26 protein-coding genes are annotated in these 24,282 nt (G+C 65.6%); 16 read left to right on the forward strand and 10 right to left on the reverse strand.

The genetic code is table 11. The annotated features are described in order from the left end of the window. Positions 1-24 precede the first annotated feature (24 nt). From HZR14_RS12110 to HZR14_RS12130, 5 genes are all read right to left on the reverse strand, one after another. Complete coding sequence (locus HZR14_RS12110) at positions 25-453, reverse strand: DUF7311 family protein (RefSeq protein ID WP_181693129.1); 429 nt, start codon at positions 451-453, stop codon at positions 25-27. Further along, a complete protein-coding gene (locus HZR14_RS12115; RefSeq protein ID WP_181693179.1) occupies positions 450-1,016 on the reverse strand; it encodes a DUF7310 family coiled-coil domain-containing protein in 567 nt (188 codons plus the stop codon). The genes HZR14_RS12110 and HZR14_RS12115 overlap by 4 nt, the downstream gene beginning before the upstream one ends. 68 nt (positions 1,017-1,084) lie before the next feature. Then, a complete protein-coding gene (locus HZR14_RS12120; protein ID WP_181693130.1) occupies positions 1,085-1,867 on the reverse strand; it encodes an NAD(P)/FAD-dependent oxidoreductase in 783 nt (260 codons plus the stop codon). 159 nt (positions 1,868-2,026) lie between these two features. Continuing rightward, on the reverse strand, positions 2,027-3,322 hold the full coding sequence (locus HZR14_RS12125) for an MFS transporter (RefSeq protein WP_181693131.1): 1,296 nt from the start codon (positions 3,320-3,322) through the stop codon (positions 2,027-2,029). 314 nt (positions 3,323-3,636) lie between these two features. Beyond that, the gene (locus HZR14_RS12130; RefSeq protein WP_181693132.1) at positions 3,637-4,707 is read right to left on the reverse strand and encodes an NAD(P)/FAD-dependent oxidoreductase; all 1,071 of its coding nucleotides are present in this window, start codon (positions 4,705-4,707) and stop codon (positions 3,637-3,639) included. 228 nt (positions 4,708-4,935) lie between these two features. Between HZR14_RS12130 and HZR14_RS12135 the strand changes: the two genes are divergently transcribed. From HZR14_RS12135 to HZR14_RS12200, 14 genes are all read left to right on the forward strand, one after another. Continuing rightward, on the forward strand, positions 4,936-5,565 hold the full coding sequence (locus tag HZR14_RS12135; RefSeq protein ID WP_181693133.1) for a DUF7110 family protein: 630 nt from the start codon (positions 4,936-4,938) through the stop codon (positions 5,563-5,565). Between the two features lie 90 nt (positions 5,566-5,655). After that, positions 5,656-6,603 (forward strand): AEC family transporter, encoded by a 948-nt coding sequence (locus tag HZR14_RS14650; RefSeq protein ID WP_181693134.1) that lies wholly within the window; start codon positions 5,656-5,658, stop codon positions 6,601-6,603. Between the two features lie 254 nt (positions 6,604-6,857). Then, positions 6,858-7,442 carry a biotin transporter BioY gene (locus HZR14_RS12145; RefSeq protein WP_181693135.1) on the forward strand — a complete coding sequence of 195 codons (585 nt, stop codon included), beginning with the start codon at positions 6,858-6,860 and terminating at the stop codon, positions 7,440-7,442. Beyond that, positions 7,439-8,134: an energy-coupling factor ABC transporter ATP-binding protein gene (locus HZR14_RS12150; protein WP_181693136.1), complete on the forward strand. Its 696-nt coding sequence runs from the start codon at positions 7,439-7,441 to the stop codon at positions 8,132-8,134. Before HZR14_RS12145 ends, HZR14_RS12150 begins: the two co-directional genes overlap by 4 nt. Next, positions 8,128-8,892, forward strand: a complete 765-nt coding sequence (locus HZR14_RS12155; RefSeq protein ID WP_181693137.1) for an energy-coupling factor transporter transmembrane component T family protein — start codon at positions 8,128-8,130, stop codon at positions 8,890-8,892. Before HZR14_RS12150 ends, HZR14_RS12155 begins: the two co-directional genes overlap by 7 nt. Positions 8,893-8,954: 62 nt before the next feature. Beyond that, the gene (locus HZR14_RS12160) at positions 8,955-11,135 is read left to right on the forward strand and encodes a heterodisulfide reductase-related iron-sulfur binding cluster (RefSeq protein ID WP_181693138.1); all 2,181 of its coding nucleotides are present in this window, start codon (positions 8,955-8,957) and stop codon (positions 11,133-11,135) included. A gap of 71 nt (positions 11,136-11,206) precedes the next feature. Next, entirely contained in the window at positions 11,207-12,406 is a 1,200-nt protein-coding gene (locus HZR14_RS12165; RefSeq protein ID WP_181693178.1) for a LeuA family protein, read from the forward strand. 334 nt (positions 12,407-12,740) lie between these two features. Next, positions 12,741-14,483, forward strand: coding sequence for a biosynthetic-type acetolactate synthase large subunit (ilvB, locus tag HZR14_RS12170; RefSeq protein WP_181693139.1), 1,743 nt, complete (start codon positions 12,741-12,743; stop codon positions 14,481-14,483). Next, entirely contained in the window at positions 14,480-15,112 is a 633-nt protein-coding gene (gene ilvN, locus HZR14_RS12175; RefSeq protein ID WP_181693140.1) for an acetolactate synthase small subunit, read from the forward strand. Before ilvB ends, ilvN begins: the two co-directional genes overlap by 4 nt. 5 nt (positions 15,113-15,117) lie before the next feature. Then, positions 15,118-16,116, forward strand: coding sequence for a ketol-acid reductoisomerase (gene ilvC / locus HZR14_RS12180; protein ID WP_181693141.1), 999 nt, complete (start codon positions 15,118-15,120; stop codon positions 16,114-16,116). 12 nt (positions 16,117-16,128) lie between these two features. Beyond that, positions 16,129-16,383, forward strand: coding sequence for a DUF7989 family protein (locus tag HZR14_RS12185; RefSeq protein WP_181693142.1), 255 nt, complete (start codon positions 16,129-16,131; stop codon positions 16,381-16,383). Then, a complete protein-coding gene (gene leuC, locus HZR14_RS12190) occupies positions 16,380-17,804 on the forward strand; it encodes a 3-isopropylmalate dehydratase large subunit (RefSeq protein ID WP_181693143.1) in 1,425 nt (474 codons plus the stop codon). The genes HZR14_RS12185 and leuC overlap by 4 nt, the downstream gene beginning before the upstream one ends. After that, entirely contained in the window at positions 17,801-18,445 is a 645-nt protein-coding gene (leuD, locus tag HZR14_RS12195) for a 3-isopropylmalate dehydratase small subunit (RefSeq protein ID WP_181693144.1), read from the forward strand. The genes leuC and leuD overlap by 4 nt, the downstream gene beginning before the upstream one ends. Beyond that, a complete protein-coding gene (locus HZR14_RS12200) occupies positions 18,438-19,418 on the forward strand; it encodes an isocitrate/isopropylmalate family dehydrogenase (RefSeq protein WP_181693145.1) in 981 nt (326 codons plus the stop codon). The genes leuD and HZR14_RS12200 overlap by 8 nt, the downstream gene beginning before the upstream one ends. Here HZR14_RS12200 and HZR14_RS12205 read toward each other — a convergent pair whose 3' ends face one another. The 3 genes from HZR14_RS12205 to HZR14_RS12215 all read right to left on the reverse strand — a co-directional run bounded on the left by HZR14_RS12205 (position 19,419) and on the right by HZR14_RS12215 (position 21,412). Further along, positions 19,419-19,874: a DUF5799 family protein gene (locus HZR14_RS12205; protein WP_181693146.1), complete on the reverse strand. Its 456-nt coding sequence runs from the start codon at positions 19,872-19,874 to the stop codon at positions 19,419-19,421. 339 nt (positions 19,875-20,213) lie between these two features. After that, positions 20,214-20,612, reverse strand: coding sequence for an OsmC family protein (locus HZR14_RS12210; RefSeq protein ID WP_181693147.1), 399 nt, complete (start codon positions 20,610-20,612; stop codon positions 20,214-20,216). Between the two features lie 74 nt (positions 20,613-20,686). Next, entirely contained in the window at positions 20,687-21,412 is a 726-nt protein-coding gene (locus tag HZR14_RS12215; RefSeq protein WP_181693148.1) for a metal-dependent hydrolase, read from the reverse strand. 93 nt (positions 21,413-21,505) lie between these two features. On the opposite strand from HZR14_RS12215, the gene HZR14_RS12220 reads away from it, so the two are divergent. Both HZR14_RS12220 and HZR14_RS12225 read left to right on the forward strand, forming a co-directional pair. Next, a complete protein-coding gene (locus tag HZR14_RS12220; protein ID WP_181693149.1) occupies positions 21,506-22,003 on the forward strand; it encodes a GNAT family N-acetyltransferase in 498 nt (165 codons plus the stop codon). Between the two features lie 171 nt (positions 22,004-22,174). Continuing rightward, positions 22,175-22,939: a fumarylacetoacetate hydrolase family protein gene (locus HZR14_RS12225; RefSeq protein ID WP_181693150.1), complete on the forward strand. Its 765-nt coding sequence runs from the start codon at positions 22,175-22,177 to the stop codon at positions 22,937-22,939. Positions 22,940-23,015: 76 nt separating this feature from the next. Here HZR14_RS12225 and HZR14_RS12230 read toward each other — a convergent pair whose 3' ends face one another. Further along, a complete protein-coding gene (locus HZR14_RS12230; protein ID WP_181693151.1) occupies positions 23,016-23,474 on the reverse strand; it encodes a transporter in 459 nt (152 codons plus the stop codon). An 84-nt stretch (positions 23,475-23,558) separates the two neighbouring features. Next, a complete protein-coding gene (gene mobA, locus HZR14_RS12235) occupies positions 23,559-24,167 on the reverse strand; it encodes a molybdenum cofactor guanylyltransferase (protein WP_181693152.1) in 609 nt (202 codons plus the stop codon). Positions 24,168-24,282 lie beyond the last annotated feature (115 nt).

Genomic DNA, 24,282 nt, shown 5'->3' on the forward strand with positions numbered 1-24,282 from the left:
GGGTGCCTGGCTGCGGGTTCGTATTTAAACCCTTCCCGGACTGATCCGCAGCCGAACGACGGCCCCGTCGCCGGTCCGAACGAGCGACAGTCGGATATGCGTCCGCTCGCTGACGGTCGCCGGCGAGTCGATACGGACCGGAACCGCGGGCGTCACGGTTTCGTTCCGCCCGGTCGGCGACTCCCACCGCAGGGCACCGTCCGTAATCCGGAACCTCCCGGAGTCTACGAACGTCGGCTCCGGCGGGCGTAACGTGACGGTCGTCGCGGCCGGCTTCCGCACCGGATCGACGGGGTCGTTTTCCGCGGCGAGCCGTTCTGCGGCGTCGGACAGGCGTTGGAGTTCCTCGAGTGCGAGCGTAGTACTCCGATCGCTGTCGGCGCGTTCCGCGCTCGGCATCACGAGGCCGAATATCGCGGCGGCCAACGCGACGGCGAGGACGACGCGGATCACAGCCGCTCTCGAAGCCGGGCCAGCGGCGTCGATCGCCCCCCGGATCGTCCGTCCGCCGGTGGCTCCGCCCCCGATGCCGGGTCGTGATGGGGATCCGAGACGAGGTCGGCGTCGCGGCCGGCGTCAGGACCGAAGGCGGAACCGGATCCGCGGCCCGGCTCGGATTCGGAGGGGGGATCGGCCGTCGGATCGCGTCGGGGCGGAGCGACGTTTCTCTCGACGGCCTCCGCCTTCCGGAGCGCGCGGTCGGCCCGTAGTTCGACCTCCTCGTTGACCGCCCGAACCGAGCCGACGTAGCCACGAAGCGCCTGCACCGCGGCTTCGAGTTCGGCGATGCGGGTCTCCAGCTCGTCGAGTCGGTCAGCCCGTTCGAGCGGTTCTTCCTCCGAAAGCGCCCGTTCGACGGCTTCGAGCCGCCGGTCGATGGTCTCACGATCGTGGGTACGGTCGTGGTTACGATCGTGGGTGCGGTCGTGGGTACGATCGTGGGTACGGTCGTGGGTACGATCGTGGGTGCGGTCGTGGGTACGATCGTGGGTGCGGTCGGCCTCGGTCGGGGACATAGAGCCAGCTGGCTCGCTCTCGGTTATAAATCACCGGCAGTATCACGGCCGGCCGAGCGTCGTCTCGATCAGTCGCCTCCGTCCTCACGGTGGCTCGGATGCGTCGTCGGCTCGTCCGAATGCGGCGTCTCGAACGCCTCGGCCATCAGCGCCATCGACTCCCGCTCGCGCCGTCGGCGTTCCTCGGTATCGATCTCCTCGCATCCGGGCGGCACGTCCCGACCCCGATCGGTGAAGTACCCCTCCGGGGCGACCCAGTCGTGATAGAAGGGTACGTCGGAGTCCCCGATCAGCGTCAACGCGACGTCGGCCCCATGGCCCGCACAGACGACTGTCTGGTGGGCCTCACCGGCGATCCGGCCGGCGGCGTAGAGCCCCTCGAGGCCGGTTCGGCCCCCATCGTCGACGTCAACGTAGGTCTTCGAGCCCCGATCGACGAGGTCGACCGATTCGAGATCCCGGAGGTACTCGGGGTCGCTCCAGGATGCCGCGAGGACGTAGTCGGCTGTGAGCGCGGACGGGCCGTCCATCGCGTCGTCGTCGGCCTCGATCCGGACTCGGAACCGGCCATCCTCCGGGACGACGTCCCTCGCGCGTCCCTCCTCGAGGAGACAGCCGTTGCGCTCCGCACCGCGTTCGAGCAGGTCGGCGAACAGCCGAGGGTTGACGCCGGCGGGAAATCCCGGTACGTTTTCGAGGTGTGCGTTCCGCCGGAGGATCGACTCGCCGCCACCGAGAACGGCGGCATCGAACCCCGCGCGGGCGAGGAAGGTGCCAGCGGTCAGGCCGGCGACGCCGCCGCCGATGACGACGACTCGCGGGGCGTTGCACTTCGGATCCGGATCGCTCATACCGGGGGATCGGCGGGGCCCCCTACAAGCGTCCCGGTTTCGACGGGCGGATCTTTGACGAACGTCGCAGTACGGCCGTGAGCGAGCATGGACCCTACGATGTCGACGTAGACGACCTGCGCGGCTGCGACAGGTCGATGGCTCGATCCGGACCCGCGTTTATAAACTATCTCGGGCGGATCGGCGGCGTTCGCGGACGTACAACAGAAGCGTGCTGCCGAACGCGAGGAGGACCGCCCCGGTCGTGATCGCGAACGCGACCCGGTAGCCGAACTCGGTGTAGGTGACCGTCCCGGCGACCACGTCACCGGTCCGGTACCGGTCGACGGCGATCCCCATAAGCGTCGGCAGAACGGTCGCGCCGAAAAAGCCCGCGCCGTTGACGGTCCCGGTCGCAACGCCGCTGGCCTCGGCGGGATATCGCTCCTTGATCACCGGCAACGCGAGGATGGACACGCCGATACCGCTCCCGATACAGAAGTAGGCGGCGGCGACGACGAATAGCGGCGGTGATCCGAAAACGGGAATCACCGCCAAGACGAGCGCAAAGAGCCCGAAGCCGACGACCATCGGCAGGAGCCGCCGTCCGATCCGATCGGATATCCATCCGACGCCGGGACCGCCGACGAGGATTCCGACCGAGCCTAACAGGGTGAAATACGACGCCGTCGTGACGTCGAGACCGTACACCGCGACCAGATACGGGACGCCCCAGAGGCCGATCACCGTCAGAATCGTCCCCATCCCCGAAAAGAACGCGAGCGAGAGCAGCCACTGGTCGGGGTCACCCAGCAACTCCCGGAGGTAGCCGCCGGTCTCGGAGAGCGACACGGTGGACTGCTCGGGGACGTTTTCGATCGGATCGAGGCCCGCTGCCGCGGGTGACTGACGCGCCAGTACGAAGACCGCGGCGGCCGATACGAACCCGATAACGGCGAGCGCAAACACCGTCGGCCGCCAGCCGAACCGCCCCACGGCGACCGCGAGTGGCGTCGTCGCGAAGATCGCCCCGACGCCCGCGATCCCCGAGGTCAGTCCGGCCATCGTCGCGAACTCGTCGACCCGATACCAGTTGGCACAAAACCGGAGGATGGAGACGAAAATGACGCCGCTGCCGAGGCCGATCACTGCCCGCGAGAGGGCCGCCGAGAGGTAGCCCCCGCTGGCGGTGAAACCGATCGCACCGAGGCTGAGGACGAACGCGCCGATCGAACCGACGTATCGCGGGCCGTATCGGTCCGCAAGCACCCCGGTCGGGACCTGGATGAACGCGTAGATCACGAAAAACGAGGCGTGAAGCGTCCCGAGTTGGGCCGCCGTGATCCCGAAATCGGCGCTCAGTTGCTCGGAGAGTACGGCTGTCGACAGTCGGTGGACGTTGACCAACAGAAAGACCAGGGCCAACGCCCCCCACGCGAGCCAGCGTCGCCTGGTCGGGTCCCTACACAGGTTCACGCCGGACGTTTACCGCATCCTTTGGTAAACGTTGTGATGTGACTTCCGCCACGGGTTGTGTTGCGATTTCCCTCCTCGGGGGATGAAACCGGGGGCGGACGGCCACGGACGTGGAAGGGTGCCGAAACGCGACGGTCGCCCTCCCTTGTTGACCATCATCCGTACGGTTCGGCGATGGCCGGCACGCCGGCACGGCGATCCGTCCCATACTGCCGGACGTCCGTTCGTGAACATCTGAACCGTTGCATGTCCGAACCGCCGGTCGAACGTGCGTGTCGACTGCCCCGCGATTCGAGTCGGTACGTCCGGCAGTATCAGTCGTCGCCCGGAGCCGACTGTTCCTCGCGCGGTCCGCCGGGATGGCCCTCGTGGGTGACGGCGTGGGACAACAGCCGCTCCGAGATCGCGGGGACGTCCGATTCGCTAACGGGTCCGCGCTCCTCGATCTCTTCGGGGGTGCGGGGGAACGACCGGAGGTCGTAGTGGTTGCCGATCCCACAGCGGGCTCCCTCGCCCATCGCGGTCGGGATCTGGTTGTGCCCGGGCGTGACGTCGCCGACGGCGTAGACGCCGTCGACGCTCGTACGGCCGTGGTCGTCGACCGCGATCGTGCCGTCGTCGTTCAATTCGACGCCGAGCGACCCGGCGAGGCCGGTGTTGTAATCGGAGCCGTACATCGGGAATCCGCCGCGGTACGCCCGAACGGTCCCGTCCTCGAACTCGAATGCCGAGAGCCAGCCGTCGTCGTCTTTTTCCATACCGACGACCTCGTCGTGGACGACGTCGACCGGGTGGTTTTCGAGCATCGTCGCGGACTCCTCGGACCACTCGACGTCGTCGCCGCGGGTGAGGAGGTCCACGTCGGGCGTGAAATTCAACATGATCATCGCGACGTGGGCGGCGGCGTCGTTGGTCCCCATCACGTACACCGGTTCGTCGACGAACATGTACGCATCGCAGTGTAGACACCAGTGGAGCCCCTTGCCGGTTCGTGGCAGAGGGGGTTCGGGGCGCTCGTCAGAGAACCCGGTCGCGAGGACGACGTGGTCGGTCGTTATCTCGACGCTGCCGGCCGTCACACGGAATCCGGTCCCGTCCGCGTTTCCGTCACCCTCCCCGGCGCCGAGCGGGTCGACGTCGGTGACGCGGTCCTGTACGTAATCGGCACCGTACTCCTCGACCTGCTCGATCGCCGTCGAGAGGAACTCGTTGCCGGAGACGTCCTCCGTGACGCCGATGACGTTGTGCGTATCGAGCATCATCGCCGCCCGGCCGCCACCGCGGTTGATGACCGCCGTGTCGTGTCCGAGTCGGGTCGCATACAACGCCGCCGTCAGCCCGGCCGGACCGCCGCCGACAACCGTCACCTGGTAGTGGTCCATCATCGAACTTCTCTACAGAGCCCAACGGGTTAACTTTCCGGCCGGTGTGTCCCGGCGGTGAACGATCGGAGGACGGACCACAGCGGGCCGCCGAAGCGCCGATCCGACCGCCCGGCTGCGGTATGGGACAGCCAAACATGGCGAAGGACAGGTGATATAAGTAATGAACTCCTATATTCGGACGGACCACTCGCGTCAGGGGAGAGACCCCCGCTGTGGGACAGGGATACTATGACCAGTCGCGTATACAGACTTCATTCGACGCTGGAACTGCAACTCGAAGACGTCCACGAGTTCTTCGACGAGTACGACCTGCCGGTCGAAATCGAGGACGTCGACGTAACGAGACGGAACAACACGCTCATCGTCAGCGCGATCGCCGCCGAGGACAACATCTCGAAATACACCCCGACGGCGCAGCTGAAGGCGAGCATCACCGAAAACCGGCTTTACGAGACCGAGGACGGGTGGCAGGAGACGCCGCCCGAACCGGACAACGGCGCGTCGGTCGGCGATGACGACGGCCCGCAGTGGGGGAGCTTCGGCGACGGCGATCAGACACAGGAGGAGCCCGAAATCAACTCGAAGCTCGTCGAATACGCGTGTTTCAAAGGCGACCGCGAGACCGTCCTCCAGAACACCGCTTTGCAGTACCCGATGTTCGAGGTACTGTGTTCGCTCGCGGAGTACGCCGAAAAGGGGACGTTGACCGCCATCGCGGCCGTCGACGACGAACTGGAGGCGATCCGGATCGTCGACGGCGAGGAGCGATCGGCGAGCGTCGAGGTCGTCGACGATCCCAGAGACCACGAATCCGAGAACACGGTCGACTGGCGCGACAACAAGTTCATCAGCAGCTGATCCGTTTTCCCGCGGCTTCTTCCATCTGACCGAGAGCGGTCTCTCGACCCGACCGGTACGTTCTAGTAGGGCGACGGGCGAACTCCGACCGTGTCGCTCGTCGCCGCACTCACCGAGTCGATCCTCCCCGTGCTCTCGATCGCCGGGGTCGGCTACGTCCTCGGACGGGGTCGCGAAATAAACGTCGACGCGATCGCGACGGTGACGATTTACGTGCTGACGCCGGCGCTGGTGTTTCATAGCCTGGTGACGACCCCGATCGGAGAGCGGACCGCGTTCGTCCTCGGTGCCGGCGTAACCGCCTATACGTTCGGAATGCTCGCGCTCGCCGCCGGCGTCGGATCCGCACTCGGCGAGTCCGGGGCGACGTACGGCGGCCTGTTGCTTTCGAGCTCGTTTCCCAACGCCGGGAACTACGGGATTCCACTGGCGGCGTTCGCCTTCGGGGCGGTCGGCCGGTCGACCGCGGTCCTTTATATCGTGTTTCAGAGCGTGTTGATGTACACCGTCGGGGTATCGATCGCCTCACGCGGATCCTCGACGTCGACGAAGGGGGCCGCCTTGGAAATCTTCCGGCTCCCGCTCGTCTATGCGGTCGTTGCCGCGCCGCTCGTCCGGCTGTTGGGTGCTGTTCCCGCCGACGGGAGTCCGGCGATGGACGTCCTCCGGCTGACGGGGGATGCCGCGATCCCGGTCATGTTGCTCCTGCTCGGGATCCAGTTGGCGAACACGACGTACGGCAGCGCCGTCCGCCAGACGGTTCCCGCGTTCGTCCTCAAACTCGTCGTCTCGCCCGCCCTCGCGATCGGGGTCGCGCTCGCGTTCGGACTCGGCGGGGACGTCGGGCGGGTGTTCGTTCTCGCGTGTGCGATGCCCGCCGCCGTGACGCCGCTGCTTTTGACGATCGAGTACGACACCGGCGGCGAGGGGATAACCGCCCCCGAATACGTGAGCACGGCGATCCTGTTGACGACCGTCGGAAGCATCGGCACGTTGACCGTCCTGTTGTTCGTGTTGCGGTCTGGACTGCTCATTTGACGGAGGCGGTGCGGTGCGGGGGCGGAGGCGGAGGCAGTACGGGTGCGGAGGCGGTGCGGGGGCGGAGGCGGTGCGGTGCGGGTACGGAGGCAGTACGGTACGGGGCGGGGGCGGAGGCGGTGCGGTGCGGGGGCGGAGGCGGTGCGGGTGCGGAGGCGGTGCGGTGCGGGGGCGGAGGCGGAGGCGGGGCGGGGGCGGACCGGTCCCCGTCTGTCAACCGATATAATGAATACAGTTGACGAAAATGCCATTACATGAGCAACTCGACATCGACCGACGTGGACCTTGTGGGCGATGAGACCGCCCAAAACGTCGCGCGTGCAGCGCTCTTTGCCGCTCTCATGGGCGCGTTCTCGTACGTCTCGTTCCCGTATCCGCTCTCCCCCGCTCCGGTCACCTTACAGGTGCTCGGCGTCTTCCTCGCCGGGCTGTTTCTCGGCCCACTGTGGGGGGGCGCATCGATGGTACTGTACCTGCTCGCCGGCGCGCTCGGTGCCCCCGTCTTCGCGGGCGGCGGTGCCGGGATCGGCGTGTTGCTCGGCCCGACGGGCGGGTATCTCTTTTCGTATGCGGTCGCGGCGGTCGTCGTCGGCGCGATCGCCCACGGCAACGGCGGGCTTCGGCCGCTCGCCGAGACCTCGACCGCCCGTCTGCTCGTGGGTATGGCCGCCGCCACCATCGTCATCTACGGGATCGGCGTCCCGTTCCTGTGGTGGAACCTCGATATGACGCTGCGTACCGCCGTGATCACCGGGGCGGCCGTCTTCGTCCCGGCCGAAGCGGTGAAGATGGCCGCGGCGGTCGGGATCGTCAGAAGCGATGCGATCCGCGCCGGATGATCGCCGTCCGGGACCTCCGCGCTCGGCGCGGCGGAACGGTGGTTCTCGACGGGCTCTCGCTGCGGATCGAGGACGGCGAATTCCTCGTCGTCGCCGGGGCGAACGGTTCCGGAAAGACGACGCTCGTTCGGCATTTCAACGGCCTTCTCGAACCGGAATCGGGCTCCGTCTCCGTCGACGGAACCGACGCCTCGGAGGATCCACTCGCCGCCCGTACGGCCGTCGGAATGGTGTTTCAGAACCCCCGTGACTGCTTCGTCGCCGCGACCGTCGGCGCGGACGTCGCATTCGGCCCCGAAAACCTCGGGCTCGCCCGCGGGGAGATCGACCGGCGGGTAACGGACGCCCTCGACGCGGTGGACATGACCGACCACCGTGGGGCCCGTATCGATCGGCTTTCGGGGGGCCAACAGGCGCGGGTCGCCATCGCGGGAGCGCTCGCGATGGAGCCGAACCACCTCGTCCTCGACGAGCCGTTCGCGGGCCTCGACCACCCGGCACGGCGGTCGATCCGCCGACGGCTCGAGGCCCTCTCGGCCGACCGGACGAGCGTGATCGTCGTCACACACGACCTCCAGGCGTTCGGCGACATCGCCGACCGGATCGTCGTCGTCTCGGAGGGGACGGTCGCACTCGAACCCGACTCCCCGAGGGACGAACGGCTCGAAGCGTTCGGCATCCGACCGTGCTGAGCTACGAACCGGGCGATTCGCTCGCCCACCGGCTCGACCCGCGATCGAAACTCGCCGTCCAGATCGGGTTCGCGGCGGCGGCGTTCGCCCACACGACGCCCCGCGGGCTGGCGGCTCTGACCGTCGTGACGCTCGCCGTGTTGTATCTCGCTCGGACCGATCCCCGGCGGGTGGTGTGGGCGTTTCGGTTCGTCGTGCCGTTTCTCATCGCCGCTCCGCTTCTCGACGGGTTCGCCTGGGGCGTGTGGTTCGTCCCCGCCGAAGCGGTCGGGCCCGCCCTCGCCGGCTACCGCGTTCTGCTCGTGTTGGGCGTCGCCGCCGCGTACGTCCGGACCACGCCCGTCCGGGACTCCCGGGCGGCCATTCAGTGGGCGGTCCCCGGTCGGGTCGGACAGTTCCTCGGGATGGGTGTCGCGTTCGTCTTCCGGTTTCTGCCGGTCTTACGGGCCGACGTCGGCCGGATCCGGGACGCCCACCGGGCGCGGCTCGGGACCGAACGGTCGGTCCCGGATCGGATGGGGATGCTCGTGACCGCGGCGTTCAATCGGGCCTTCGAACGGGCCGATCGCTTCGCCGTGGCGCTGCGGGCACGGTGTTTCTCGTGGAACCCGACGCTGCCGGAACTGCGCTTCTCACGGCTCGACGCCGCCGCGCTCGCCGTTGCGGCGACGTTCGTCGTACTCTCGCTCGTGACCGTGGTTCCCCCTCGGACCGTTCTCTCGATGTCCGTCGGTTTCGTCCCGGTCGGCACCCGCTGACGCACACCGTCACGAACGTCCGTGTAACAAAACTTAAGCGGGTCCGATCCTCCCTCAATTGTATGCTCCCCGTGGCTCCATTGCAGGCCGACGAGGTTACCCGCAAGACCTTCTGGCTCATCTCCACGCACGAAAAGGCCCTGTTTTATTTCCTCGCGACCGTCACTGTGGTCGTCTTCGCCTACGGTACTTACGGCCGCTTTGCCCGCTATGCCCGCGGCTCCGACGATCCCTTCGACCGCCTCGACAACCTCCCCGCCCGCATTGCCGCCGCAGCCAAAACCGTCGCCTCCAACGAAAAACAGTTCAACCGCGATCTGGTCGGCGGCCTCATGCACGCCTTTATCCTCTGGGGCTTTCTCGCGCTGTTGATCGCCACCACCATCCTCTTTATCGACGAGTGGTACCGCGTGCTCACCATCGCACTCGGCGACCGACAGTCCTTCTGGGTCGGCGACTTCTATCTCTCCTACCAGCTCGTCGTCGACGCCCTCGGGCTGCTCTTCGTCGTCGGCCTCGGCGTCGCCATCTGGCGGCGCTATGTCGTCCGCACCGACCGCCTTCACGGCAAACACACCGACTGGGAGGACGACTTCCTCGTGTGGTCGCTGTTCGCCCTCGGGGTGGGTGGCTTCCTGTTGGAAGGGCTGCGCATCCTCGGGTCCGGCGCGGCGATTCCCACCGTCGAACCCGTCAGTTTCGTCGGGACCGCGACCGCGCTTGGACTCGCCGGCCTCGGTATGGACGCCTCCATGGCGGCCGCCGTCTACCCCCTCGCCTGGTGGTCCCACGCGCTGATCGCGTTCCTCTTTATCGCCATCATCCCCTACGCGAAGCCGTTCCACATGCTCTCGTCGTTCGCCAACGTCGTCGCCAGAGACGACACCGCCGGTGCCCGTCTCCCCGGTATCCCTGCCGACCTCGACGCCACCAACGCCGAATCCATCGACGATTTCTCCTGGAAAGAACTGCTCGATCAGGACGCCTGCACGAAGTGTGGCCGCTGTTCGTCCGTCTGCCCCGCGAAGGCCTCGGGCCGGCCGCTCGATCCCCGCGACGTCATTCTCGATCTGAAGGCGTATCGCGAATCGCTCGAACGCGACGGCGGCGACACCGAGGAGATCGTCGCCGACGGCGGCGTCATCGACCGCTCGACGATGGAGTCGTGTATGTCCTGTATGGCCTGTATGGACGCCTGTCCGGTCGAGATCGAACACCTCACGAGCTTCACCCGGCTGAACCGCCAACTGACCGACCAGGGCGACATCCAGCCGAGCCTCCAGGAGGTCTTCCAGAACGTGATGACGAAGGGCAACACCTTCGGTGAGTCGCCGACCGCCCGGGGCGAGTGGACCGACGCCCTCGAATTCGAGGTGGCGGACGCCCGCGAGACGGAGGTGGAGTATCTGTGGTACGTCGGCGACTATCCGTCCTACGACGACCGCAACAAGAAGGTCGCCCGGTCGCTGGCGAAGATCTTCGAGGCGGCGGACGTCGAGGTCGGGATTCTGTACGACGAGGAGGTATACGACGGCAACGACATCCGCCGCGTGGGCGAGGAGTTTCTCTACATCGAGCAGGCGGGGACGCTGATCGACTCCTTCGAGGCGTGTGCGTTCGAGACGATCGTCTGTACGGACCCGCACTCGTACAACACGTTCGCAAACGAGTACCCGGAGGTCGACTTCGAGGAGTTCGCCGACGATCCCATGATGGAGTTCGACGTCGAGGGGTCGTGGAACGCCGACGGTGAGATCGGGGTATATCACTGGACGCAGGCGATCGAGGAGTTAGTGGAGGCGGGCGCGCTCGGGCTGGAGGGGACGGAGTTGGACCACACGGTGACGTACCACGACCCGTGTCATCTGGGGCGGTACAACGACGAGTACGAGGCACCGCGGGAGCTGATCCGGGCGACGGGGTGTGACCTCGAGGAGATGCCGCGGAACCGGGCGAACAGTTTCTGCTGTGGCGGCGGTGGCGGGGGGCTGTGGATGGAGTTAGAGGAGGAGGAGAAACCGAGCGAGGAGCGTCTGCGTGAGGCCCTGGAGGACACCGACGCCGGCGGGGCAGTCGAGAAGTTCGTCGTTGCCTGTCCGATGTGTATGACGATGTACGAGGACGGGCGGAAGACGGGCGGGTTCGAGGACGACATCGAGATCGTCGACGTCGCCGAGTTGCTCGTCGAGGCCCTCGAAGCCGACGGTGCGGATGGTTTCCCGACGGATACCACGGGGCCGTGACGGGTATCCAGTACGGGCAAGTTTAAATAGGACGAAGACGGTTAGTCAAACTGCAATGACACAGCACGAGGATACGTCGGCTTCGCCGGCGGATCGAGTTCTTCCAGGGCACACTAGATAGTACCTCAGAGATAAGTGAGGCCCGAATTTTCGATACGACGCTGCGCGACGGCGAACAATCCCCTCGAACATCGTTCTCCTACGAGGACAAACGGGAGATCGCCTCCATCCTCGATGACATGGGGACCCACGTCATCGAAGCCGGCTTCCCGGTGAACTCCGAGGCGGAGTTCGAAGCCGTCAGGGACATCGCCGAGGCGACGTCCGCCACGGTCTGTGGGCTCGCCCGCGTCGTGGACAAGGACATCGACGCCGCCCTCGATTCAGGCGTCGAGATGGTGCACGTGTTCGCATCGACGAGCGACGTACAGCTACAGGATTCGATGCACGCTACCCGCCAGGAAGCGCTCGAACGGTCCGTCGAGGCCGTCGAGCGTGTCACTGACGCCGGCGCCACCTGTATGTTCTCTCCGATGGACGTCACGCGCACCGAGGAATCGTTCGTAATTGACGTCGTCGAGGCCGTCTCCGACGCCGGGACGGACTGGATCAACCTCCCCGATACCTGCGGGGTCGCAACGCCGCGACGGTTCTACGACATGGTCGAGACCGTCGTCTCACACACCGATGCGCGCGTCGACGTCCACACCCACGACGACTTCGGGTTGGCCTCGGCGAACGCCCTCTCGGGCTACGAGGCCGGCGCCTCGCAGGCGCAGGTGTCGGTCAACGGGATCGGCGAGCGCGCCGGCAACGCGGCCTACGAGGAGGTCGTCATGGCGCTTGAATCGCTGTACGACGTCGATACCGGCATCGGTACCCGCCGGATCACCGAACTGGCACAGGTCGTCGAGGCGAAAAGCGACATGCCGATCCCGGCGAACAAGCCGGTCGTGGGGAGCAACGCCTTCTCTCACGAGTCCGGTATCCACGCCGCCGGGGTCATCGAGAACTCCGACACCTTCGAACCGGGCGTGATGACGCCGGAGATGGTCGGCGCGACCCGACAGTTGGTGTTGGGCAAACACACCGGCACCCACTCGGTCCGCGAACGGCTCGAGGACGCCGGATTCGAGCCGACCGAAGCGGAGGTCCGCGAAGTGACCCGGATGGTCAAAGACCGCGGCGCGGAACAAGAAGAGATCACCTTCGAGCGGCTCAAGGAGTTCGCCAAGGAGATCGGCGTCCGACGCGAGGAGGTTCGAATCTAAGAATGAGCCCGCCGGCCGTTCGCTCCCGTCCGGAGCGACCGGTACCCGCGAGCGGTGCGGCGGTCGGCGGAACCGCGACGCGGAACGCTTATAAATATCCGCGATACAACACACGTAGTGATGACGGGTACGATGGCCGGTACGGCTGCTCAAGCGGGCACCGTCAGCCTCGTGTCCGGTATTGTAGGGGCTTGCTAGCCCCTCACTCACACTTCTTACGATCGCGGTTCGTATCGGACACAGACCACTCCACAGCCGGAACAATGCATACACGAGACACCAATCGGCGGTATCGGACGACTAATATCGACGCGGAGCGAGCGGAGGACACACGATGAGCAAAGAACAACCGCGACCTGCCCCGGATACGGAGGAGGAATCGATCACGGAGGAAATCGAAACGGGGGCCGACGCGGTCGTTCGCGCCCTCGAGAACGCGGGGGTCGAACACCTCTTCGGCGTTCAGGGCGGCGCGATCATGCCGGTGTACGACGCCCTCTACTACTCCGATATGACGCACGTCACGATGGCACACGAACAGGGCGCAGCCCACGCGGCCGATGCCTACGGCATCGTCACCGGGGACCCGGGCGTCTGTATGGCGACGTCGGGACCGGGTGCGACGAACCTGGTGACCGGCATCGCCGACGCCAGCATGGATTCGGACCCGCTGATCGCGCTGACCGGACAGGTGCCGACGGATTTCGTCGGCAACGACGCGTTCCAGGAGACGGATACGATCGGCGTCACTGCCCCGATCACGAAGGCCAATACCTTCGCCGACGACGCCGAGTCGGTCGGCACCGACGTCGGCACGGCGTTCGCGCTCGCCGAGAGCGGCCGCCAGGGACCGACGCTCGTCGACCTCCCGAAGGACGTGACCAACGCCTCTGCGAGGGACGACCCCGGATCGCCGATGCTCCCCGAGACGTACGACCCGCCGGAGACGGCGGAACCGGACGCGGTTTCGGAGGCGGCAGACACGCTGTCACAGGCGGAGAAACCGGTGATCCTCGCCGGCGGCGGCGTCATCAAGGCCGACGCGAGCGACGAGCTCCGGCGGTTCGCGATGGAACACGAGATCCCGGTCATCACGACGATGCCGGGGACCGGCTCCTTCCCCGAGGACCACGAACTCTCCCTCGAAATCGCGGGCATGCACGGTACCGGCTATGCCAACATGGCGATCACCGTGACCGACTGCATGCTGGCTGTCGGGACCCGCTTCGACGACCGGCTCACGGGCGACGTCGAGACGTTCGCACCCGATGCGGAGGTCATCCACGTCGATATCGATCCCGCCGAGATATCGAAGAACATCGAGGCGGACCACCCGCTCATCGGTGACGCCAAGGCGGTGCTCGATCAGCTCGCTGACGCGATGGTCCGATCGCCGTCGACGGAGGCGTGGCTCGAGCAGTGCGACACGTGGAAGGACGAGTACCCGATGGACTATGCGGCTCCCGAGGACGACCCCGTCAAGCCCCAGTACGTCGTCGAAATCTTCGATGAAAAGACCGACGACGACACGGTCGTCACGACGGGTGTCGGCCAACACCAGATGTGGGCCTGGCAGTACTGGACGTGGACCGAGCCCCGGACGTGGGTGACCTCTCACGGCCTCGGAACGATGGGCTATGGACTGCCCTCGGCGATCGGTGCGAAGTTCGCGGCCCCCGATCGGGACGTCGTCTGTTTCGACGGCGACGGCTCGTTCCTCATGACGTGTCAGGAGCTGTCGGTCGCCGTCCGGGAGAACCTCGACATCGTGGTCGTGATTCTCAACAACGACGCGATCGGGATGGTCCGCCAGTGGCAGGACGCCTTCTTCGGCGAGCGCCACATGGCCTCGGAGTACCCGTGGATCCCCGAGTTCGATACGCTGGCCGAGGCGTTCGGCGCGCGCGGCTTCCGGATCGACACCTATGGCGAGGTCGAAAACGTCGTCGAGGAGGCCCTCGAATACGATGGTCCGAGCGTGGTCGACGTCCACATCGACCCCGAGGAGAACGTCTATCCGATGGTCCCAAGCGGCGGGGACAACGGACTGTTTGCCCTGACGGAGGACCAGCTATGAGCCGCCGACAGGACGTTCGCCGGACCGGCCTCGAAGGGCCGCCGCCGGAGGAACGGACCCGACCGGTCGGCCGGCGAAACTCACAGGGCATCCGCATCGATCCCGAAATCGAAGCCGAACACGAATCCCGACGGACGACGATTTCGGCGTACGTGAAAGACGAACCCGGCGTCCTAGCGCGTGTCTCGGGGCTGTTCCACAGACGCCAGTTTAACATCGAATCGCTCACCGTCGGTCCGACCCAAAACGAAGGGTACTCACGGATCACCCTCGTCGTCGAGGAACCCGATCCGGGGATCGACCAGATCAAAAAGCAGCTGAACAAGGTGATCCCGGTCGTCCACGTCCGGGAACTGGATTCGGATCCGGTGGCCGTCGAGCTCGTCATCCTCAAAGTCGACGGCGACGAACCGGACAAAGTGCAGGCGATCACGGAGATGTACGGCGGCGAGACGCTCGACGCCGGCCCCCGGACCGTTACCGTCCAGATCACCGGCTCGGAGGGCAAAATCGACGACGCGATCGACGCCTACAAGCAGTTCGGCATTCGCGAAATCGCACGGACGGGGCAGGCAGCGCTGGCCCGCGGTGAGGAGGAGACGGCGATGGTCGAGGAGAAACACACCTGATCACGATGACAGACAATACCGATATTTACTACGACGACGACGCGGACAGCACCGTATTAGACGACAGGACCGTAGCCGTCCTCGGCTACGGAAGCCAGGGCCACGCCCACGCACAGAACCTCGACGACTCCGGCGTCGACGTGGTCGTCGGCCTTCGGGAGACGTCCTCCTCGCGCGAGGCGGCGGAATCGGATGGCCTCGACGTAGCGACGCCGCGGAACGCGGCCGAACAGGCCGACGTGGTGAGCGTGTTAGTCCCTGATACCGTCCAACCGGACGTCTACGACGAGATCCGCGACGTCGTCACCGAGGGCGACACCCTGCAGTTCGCTCACGGCTTCAACATCCACTACGGCCAGATCGACCCCGAGGACGGAATCAACGTCACGATGGTCGCGCCGAAATCACCCGGCCACCTCGTCCGCCGCAACTACGAACACAACGAGGGGACACCCGGACTGCTTGCCGTCTACCGGGACGCGACCGGTGACGCACACGATATCGGGCTTGCGTACGCGAAAGCCATCGGCTGTACGCGGGCCGGCGTCATCGAGACCAGCTTCCAAGAGGAGACTGAATCCGACCTCTTCGGCGAGCAGGCGGTGCTCTGTGGCGGCGTCACGTCGCTCGTCAAGACGGGCTACGAAACGCTCGTCGACAACGGGTACAGCCGCGAGATGGCGTACTTCGAGTGTCTGAACGAGCTGAAGCTAATCGTCGATCTGATGTACGAAGGCGGGAACAGCGAGATGTGGGATTCCGTCTCCGACACCGCGGAGTACGGCGGGCTGACCCGGGGTGACCGGGTCGTCGACGACCACGCTCGCGAGCGGATGGAGGAGGTCTTAGAGGAGGTCCAAGACGGGACCTTCGCCCGCGAGTGGATCTCCGAGAACCAGGCTGGTCGGCCGAGCTACAAACAGCTCCGGGCGGCCGAAAAGAACCACGACATCGAGGACGTCGGCGAGGACCTGCGCGCGCTGTTCTCGTGGGGGGAGGAGTAAAACCGACCGACAATGACAGACGAATCCGAGACACTGGGAGGGATCAGCCACACCAACCCCTACACGGGGCGGGTGTTCGGCGAGACACAGACGTATAGCCGAGGAAAGACGATCGCGGCGGACGGCGGCGGAGCCGACACTGACGACGGAACAGATACGGAGGCGGACGGCGACTCCCGAACGCTCTCGGATGTCTCCCACGCCGTGGGGGACGATCCGGACGCCACACAGCGGACCTTCGATCGCGGGAGGGGTGAGAGCGAGTGAGCGAGAGAACGCTGTACGACAAGGTCTGGGAGAACCACAAGGTAACCACGTTGCCGAACGGACAGGATCAGCTGTTCGTCGGGCTACATCTCATCCACGAAGTGACGAGCCCACAGGCGTTCGGGATGCTCCAGGAACGCGACCTCGAGGTCGCACGCCCGGATCTGACGCACGCGACGGTCGATCACATCGTGCCGACGAGCGACCGTGATCGCCCCTTCGAGAACGAGGCGGCCGAGGAGATGATGGCCGAACTGGAGGAGAACGTCCGTTCGGTGGGCATCGAGTTCGACGATCCGACGACGGGCAAACAGGGAATCGTCCACGTCATCGGGCCGGAGCAGGGGATCACCCAACCCGGCATGACGATCGTCTGTGGCGATAGCCACACCTCGACGCACGGTGCGTTCGGTGCGTTGGCCTTCGGCATCGGCACCTCTCAGATCCGTGATGTGTTGGCGACACAGACCGTCGCCATGGAAAAAAAGAAGGTTCGGAAGATCGAGGTCACGGGCGAACTCGGCGACGACGTCACGGCAAAGGACGTCATTTTGACGATCATTCGCCGTCTGGGAACCGACGGCGGCGTCGGATACGTCTACGAGTACGCCGGCGAAGCGATCGAGAGCCTCGGCATGGAGGGTCGGATGTCGATCTGTAACATGTCAATCGAGGGCGGCGCCCGCGCGGGGTACGTCAATCCCGACGAGACGACCTACGAGTGGCTCGAAGGGACCGACGAGTTCGAGGACGATCCCGAGCGCTTCGAGGAGCTGAAATCCTACTGGGAGTCCATCGGCTCCGACGAGGACGCCGAGTACGACGACGTGGTTACGATCGACGGATCGGAGATCGAGCCGGTCGTCACGTGGGGGACGACCCCCGGCCAGGGGATCGGCATCACCGAGGAGATCCCCGACCCCGAGTCGCTCCCGGATGACAAACAGGACACCGCCCGGCGAGCACAAGAGCACATGCGCGTCGCCCCCGGCGATACGATGGAGGGATACGACATCGACGTCGCGTTCCTCGGTTCCTGTACGAATGCCAGGCTGCCCGATCTCCGGGCGGCCGCGGAGATCATACGGGGACGAGCGGTCGACGACTCGGTACGTGCGATGGTCGTCCCGGGCAGCCAACGCGTCAAGGCGGCCGCCGAGCGTGAAGGACTCGACGAAATCTTCACCGAGGCCGGCTTCGATTGGCGTGATGCCGGCTGTTCGATGTGTCTCGGCATGAACGACGACCAACTCGTCGGCGACGAAGCATCGGCGTCCTCGTCGAACCGGAACTTCGTCGGCCGACAGGGTTCCAAGGACGGCCGGACCGTTCTGATGAGCCCCCAGATGGTCGCCGCCGCGGCGGTCACCGGCGAGGTGACGGACGTCCGCGAACTGCCGAAAGTGGAGGTGAAAGCATGAGCGACCCCAAGGAAATCCCGAGCGTAGCGCACGTCGAAGGCAGTGGGATACCGGTCCACGGGAACGACATCGATACGGACCAGATCATCCCGGCACGCTTCATGAAGGTCGTTACGTTCGACGGGCTGGGCGAGTTTGCCTTCTTCGATCAGCGCTTCGACGACGAGGACAACGAGAAAGAACACCCGTTCAACGAGGAGCAGTATCAGGATGCGAACGTCCTCGTCGTCAACGCCAACTTCGGCTGCGGCTCCTCGCGCGAGCACGCCCCGCAGGCGCTCGTCCGCTGGGGCATCGACGCTATTATCGGCGAATCGTTCGCCGAGATCTTCGCCGGGAACTGCCTCGCACTCGGCGTTCCCACGGCGACCGCCGACAGCGAGACGATCGAGACGCTACAGTCGTGGATCGAGGACAACCCCGACGGCGATATCGAGATCGACGTCGCAGCCGAAACCGTGACCTACGACGGAAGGACGATCGACGTGGACGTCGACGAAGCCCAGCGGAAGGCGCTCGTCGACGGGATCTGGGATACGACCGCGTTGATGAACTCCAACACGGAGTCGATCGAACGGACGGCGGCGGCGCTGCCCTACGTCGAGAACCCGAAAGTCCAGACGGGACGGTCGGATGACTGAGGAGATCGCGGTCATCCCCGGCGACGGAATCGGAGGCGAGGTCGTACCGGCAGCCATCGAGGTCCTCGAAGCGCTCGATCCCGACTTCGAGTTCGTCGAGGGCGAAGCCGGCGACCACGTCCTCGAATCGCGTGGTGAGGCGCTCCCCGATGAGACCTACGAGTTGGCGGCCGACGCCGATGCGACGCTTTTCGGTGCGGCGGGTGAGACTGCGGCGGACGTCATCCTCCCGCTCCGCGAGGCCGTCGGCTCCTTCGCGAACGTCCGGCCCGCACGAGCGTATCCGGGCGTCGACTCGCTTCGCCCGGAGACGGATCTCGTCTTCGTCCGCGAGAACACCGAAGGCGTCTACAGCGGCATCGAAAACGAGATCGCCGACGGCGTGACGACGCTGACCCGCGTGGTCACCGACGAGGCGTCCCGAAAGATCGCCCAGTACGGTTTCGAGTACGCGGAGGCGAACGGCTACGGTGACGTGACCGTCGCTCACAAGGCCAACGTGATGCGGACGACCGATGGACGGTTCCTCGAAAGCGTCGAACGCGTCGCCGAGGAGGGCGGCTACGAGCACGACGAGGCGCTCATGGATGCGCTGGCGATGCATCTACTTCTCCGGCCGGAGGAGTACGGCGTCGTGATCTGTCCGAACCTCGCCGGCGATGTGCTCTCGGATCTCGCCGCCGGGTTGGTTGGCGGACTCGGGCTGTTGCCGAGCGCCAACGTCGGCGAGGGGAACGCCCTCTTCGAGCCGGTTCACGGATCGGCACCGGACATCGCCGGACAGGGGATCGCAAACCCCGCCGCGACGGTGCTGTCTGCGGCGATGTTGCTCGATCACCTCGGCTACGATGGTGAGGCCGAGCGGGTCAGGACCGCGGTCGAAGCCGTCCTCAAGGAGGGACCCCGGACGCCGGACCTCGGCGGCCACGCGTCGACGGCCGACGTGACCGCAGCGATCGTCGACCGGGTGTAGCTACTCGTCGGCCGCCTCGCCCCTGATTTTTTCCCACCGACCCTCGGATTCGAGATGAGCCTGCAGCTCGACGGCATACTCGGCGACAAGCGCCTCGGCGGCCTCCAGTTTCCCCTCGTCAACGCCACCTGGGCCGCCGCTTTCGCTCCCCATCCCGATCGCGTCGAGGACGGTCTCGAATATTCCGCCGCCGGCGTCGGCGTCGTCTTGCGGAGCTCCCCCCATCGGATCCATCTCGGCGATCTTTTCGATCTCGGGCATCATCCCGCGGAGCTCGTCGGTGTTCGCGACGAGTTCGGCGGTCGCCCCGTCGTCGGGGTTTTTGATCTCGAACGTCGTCGCGGTCATGATGAGTCCCCACTCCTGTCGGGTGAAGCGGGAGTCCTCGACGCGGGCGGAGAACTCGCCGTCGACGGTCATCCGGTCGCCGACGATCATGTCCTGCCAATCGGTCATGCGTCCGTGTAGGGACTCCACCGTCTTATATACGGGTGCGTGTGATCGAAGGATCCGGATCGCGTGGCGAACAGGCGGCAACGATACTGTCCGGCGGCCGCGCTATATCCGACGCCGAACAGCGGTCGATTCGGGCATACGGGCTCTGGCCGCGTCTTGGTATATAAACAGCCGGATGAGACCGGTCGGGACGTACGGTCGGAGGGGTACCGCAAAAAAAGCGCTGGCGAAGGGGATCGTTCGGGAATGTCGACGAGAAAGACGACTCATACTGTCGGCGATACCGATCTCAAGATATCTGCGCCCCCAGGGGAACAGTTCGTCACTATAACAGAAAGATCAGAACGCGTTCGGTGTGACGTCGATTTCAGCATGTAGCGACTCTTTCATCGCCGCGTGAACGTGACAGATGCCCTCGCCGAGCTCGACGACGTCGTCGATCTCTTCGTCGGTGAGCTCCGCCTCGACGTAGAGATGAAACCGAACTCCGGTGAGGTCGTCGCTGTCGTCGAGGTCGGCTTCGGCCTCCGTTTCGACCTTCCCGAGGTCGATACCGAGTTGCCGGTTCGCGCCGGCCCGGCAGGCGAAGCTGAAACAGGACGCGTAGTCGGCGACGAGCACTTCGTTCGGCGTCGGCCCCTCCGAGCCAGTCGCGTCGATGCTGAGTTCGAAATCGCCCGCACGGCTCAGGGAGTGATACGCGTCCTCGTTGACGGTCGTCGTCTCGATGTCAGCCATACTACCCATACTGTCTCGGGCCGAGTACAAAAATCCTGGAGTCCGACGAACGGACGGGCGGATCGGCGACCCGGCTACTCGAGGACGAACGACTCGTCGCCCTCGAGGATCACCGGTTCGGCTACGGCACCGGTGGCTTTCAGTTCGCGTTCGAACTCGTCGGTGTCGAGCTCGATGGGTGCGAACGTATCGTAGTGCATCGGTGCGGCGTAGTCGGCCCCGACCCAGTCGGCCGCAACGGCGGCTTGGGCCGGCCCCATCGTGAAGTGATCGCCCGCCGGCAGCGCGGCGAAGTCGGGTTTGAGGAACGGGCCGATGACCTCTCGCATCTCGACCATGAGACTTGTATCACCCGCGTGATAAAATGCCGTGCTGTCGGTGTCGGACTGTTGGGTCGGCTTCGCATCCGAGATCACGAACCCGGCCGGCATTCCCGCCGACGTCTCGTATCCCGTCTCGATGCCGTTCGAGTGATCGGCCCGGACCATCGTCACCCACGCGTCGCCGCACTCGACGGTCCCGCCGAGGTTCATCCCCATGCCGCCAACGGCGTCCTCGAAGCCGTAGTTGTCCTCGGCATAGGCGACGAGCTCGGGCGTCGCAACGAGGGTGGCATCGCTGAACGCGCCCGCGTGGGCGACGTGGTCCTCGTGGCCGTGGGTCAACAGAACGTAGTCGGGGTCGTCGACGTCCTCGGGATCGAGGGCCGTCTGGGGGTTCCCGAAGAACGGATCGACGAGCAGGTCGGTACCGGCAACGGTAACGTACCAAGTGGAGTGGCCATGCCAAGTGAGTTCCATTGCAGGCGGACGTATTCGGCTCATCGTCTTAAAAATGGGGTGTCTCTCCAGCCCGACCGACGGCGTTAGGGGGAGCGATACGTACGGTAGCGTATGGAGATCCGACGGATCGATGGTGGGGTCCCGACCGATGCCATCGCGGTGCGGCGGGCGGTGTTCATCGACGAACAGGGTGTCCCCGAGGCGCGCGAACTCGACGGAAAAGACAGGGAGTCGACCCACTTCGTGGCCTACGACGACGGGGAGCCGATCGGGACCGCTCGCTTTCGGGAGTACGAGTACGTCGGGGAGGCGGAACGAACGGGGGGAACGGACGGCGAGGGGACATCCGACAGCGGCGGGACGTCCGACAGCGGCGGGACCGTAAAAATCGAACGCGTCGCGGTCGTCGCCGATCGTCGGGGCGAGGGGATCGGTCGCGAACTGATGCTCGCGATCGAACGCGCCGTCGCGGCGGCGGGCTACGACCGGATCGTCCTCCACGCACAGGTCCCGGTGATCGATTTTTATGAATCCCTCGGCTACGATACCGTCGGTGACCGCTTCGAGGAGGCCGAAATTCCACACCAGAGGATGACGAAGGTGCTGTGATCGAAAGATGCGAGACCGGTGGGCGGAAAAGACCGAATCGGAATTGGATCGGGGATTGGAGTGGGGATTGGGATCGGATTGGATCGGGGATTGGAGTGGGGATTGGGATCGGATTGGATCGGGGATTGGGGTCCGGGAACGCTTATAATCGCGGCGGGCGTGATGCAGGCAATGCGACAGATACGGTTCCGCGACTCCGATGGCGACGTCCGCTACGGCGAGTTGACCGACGACGGAACGATCCGCGCCGATCCGAAACGCGAAGGGCGGGTCACGGACGTGGTCGAGGCGTTCGACGTCGACGCCGTGGACGTCCTCCCCCCGTGTGAGCCCTCGAAGATCGTCTGCATCGGACTGAACTACGCCGATCACGCCGAAGAGCAGGGGATGGACGTGCCGGACCGGCCCCTGCTGTTTTTGAAAACGCCGAACGCGGTCGCGAGCCACGGATCGACGCTCGAACTCCTCCCCGGAACGGATCGACTCGAATACGAGGCCGAGCTCGGCGTCGTCATCGGCCGGCGGTGTCGAAACGTCGATGCGGCCGACGCCGGGGACGTCATCGCCGGGTTCACCTGCGTCAACGACGTCTCCAACCGCGACGACCAGCGCGTCGAGACGAACTGGGTCCGAGGGAAATCATTCGACGATGCGGCCCCGATCGGCCCGGTCATCGCCTCCTCCGAGGCGGTCCCGGAGGACGCCGCGGTCCGATGTCACCTCAACGGCGAATGCAAACAGGACTCCTCTCGCGACCAGTTCATCTTCGACATCCCGGAGCTGATCGAGGAGATAACGGCGTATATGACGCTGGAGGAGGGAGACGTGATTTCGACGGGGACGCCGGAGGGCGTGGGTCCGCTCGAAGACGGTGACACCGTCGAAATAGAGATCGAAGGCGTTGGAACGCTCGAAAATCAGGTTCGGATCCCCTGAGACGGACTGGTGTCGTCGTCTCCCGGTGTGTGCCGAACTCGGCCGGACACTCGCCGACACGTCGGGCGCGATCCGCCTAGAGGATCGAAGCCGGCGTCCCGAGCAGCCCGGCGACGACGAGCAGGCCGACCGCAGCGGCCGCGGCGAGGAGATAGAACGGCCGGGCGTCCCGGGCCGGCTGACGGATCTTGTCTTTTTCCACCCCACGCATCGCCTTCGCGCTCCCGACTTCGACGAGGGCGGCGAGGCCGAACCAAAGCGTCAACATAACCAAGACGAGAGAGCCGCTCGTCGTCCCCGTCAGCGTCCCCACCGTATACTGGGTTCCGGCGAGGTGTCCGCCCGTCAAAAACACCAACAGCGCGCTGCCTCGGGTCACCCACCGAAGCGTGGAGACGACGCTGCCGAACGCCGCCGGTGAGAGCTCTCCGTCCATCGCGAGCGGGAGTACCGCCGCGGCGACGAAAAGCACTGAGCCGGCCCAAAGCGCCGAAAATCCGGTGTGTATCGTATACATCGCGGTGTCTAGAGCCATACGGGATCGCCGAGCGCGAGAGGTATATACCTCATCGTCCCGGAATCGCCTGCCTGCGGGCCGCTTCGGGGTCGGCTCGTCGGCCTATATGAGCCGGGATTCGGCCCACTCGACGTCCTCGGGCGTGTCGATGCTTTCGAAGCTATCGAGCGAGCCGTGCTCCAGCAGTTCCTCGCGGTCGACGACCACCCGATCGAGCGTCGAGAGCGGCTCGATGATCCGTGGATTCCCCCCTTCGAGGGCCCGCTCACACGCCGCGATCGACGGGGACGTTTTATAAACGGCGTGGAGCGGCTCGAACCACTCCCCCGGCCGTGGGACGGCGGCCTCGCGGTCCGCCGCGCGCTCGAACAGATACCGGATCAGGTCGGCGTCTAAAAACGGCATGTCGGCGGCGACGACGGCGGAGTACTCCGCCCCTGCCGCTTCGAGACCGGTCTCGATCCCGGCGACCGGCCCGCGGTCTGGGACTGCGTCGGTGGCAAATCGATATTCGAGCTCCCCGAGCGCCCCGGCAATCGGGCCGCGTTGCTCCTCGCGGCAGTTGACGATTAGTTCGTCGGTCACCACACACAGCCGGTTTGCGACCCGCCGTATCAGTGGTGTCCCGGCCACGTCGGCGACGGTTTTTTCGGTTCCGCCCATCCGAACCGACCGACCGCCGGCGACGATCACACCGCTCCTGTGTGTCATCTACTGGCCGCTACCGCGTCCGCCCTTTTGAACTGAACGGTCCTCGCGATATATTGCGGGCGGGCGAGCGGCGGTCGGATCCGAGACGACAGCGGAGCCCGCGGTCGGACGGCGA

The sequence above is a fragment of the Natronomonas salinimetallica genome (assembly GCF_013839515.1).
Classification (GTDB): Archaea; Halobacteriota; Halobacteria; order Halobacteriales; family Haloarculaceae; genus Natronomonas.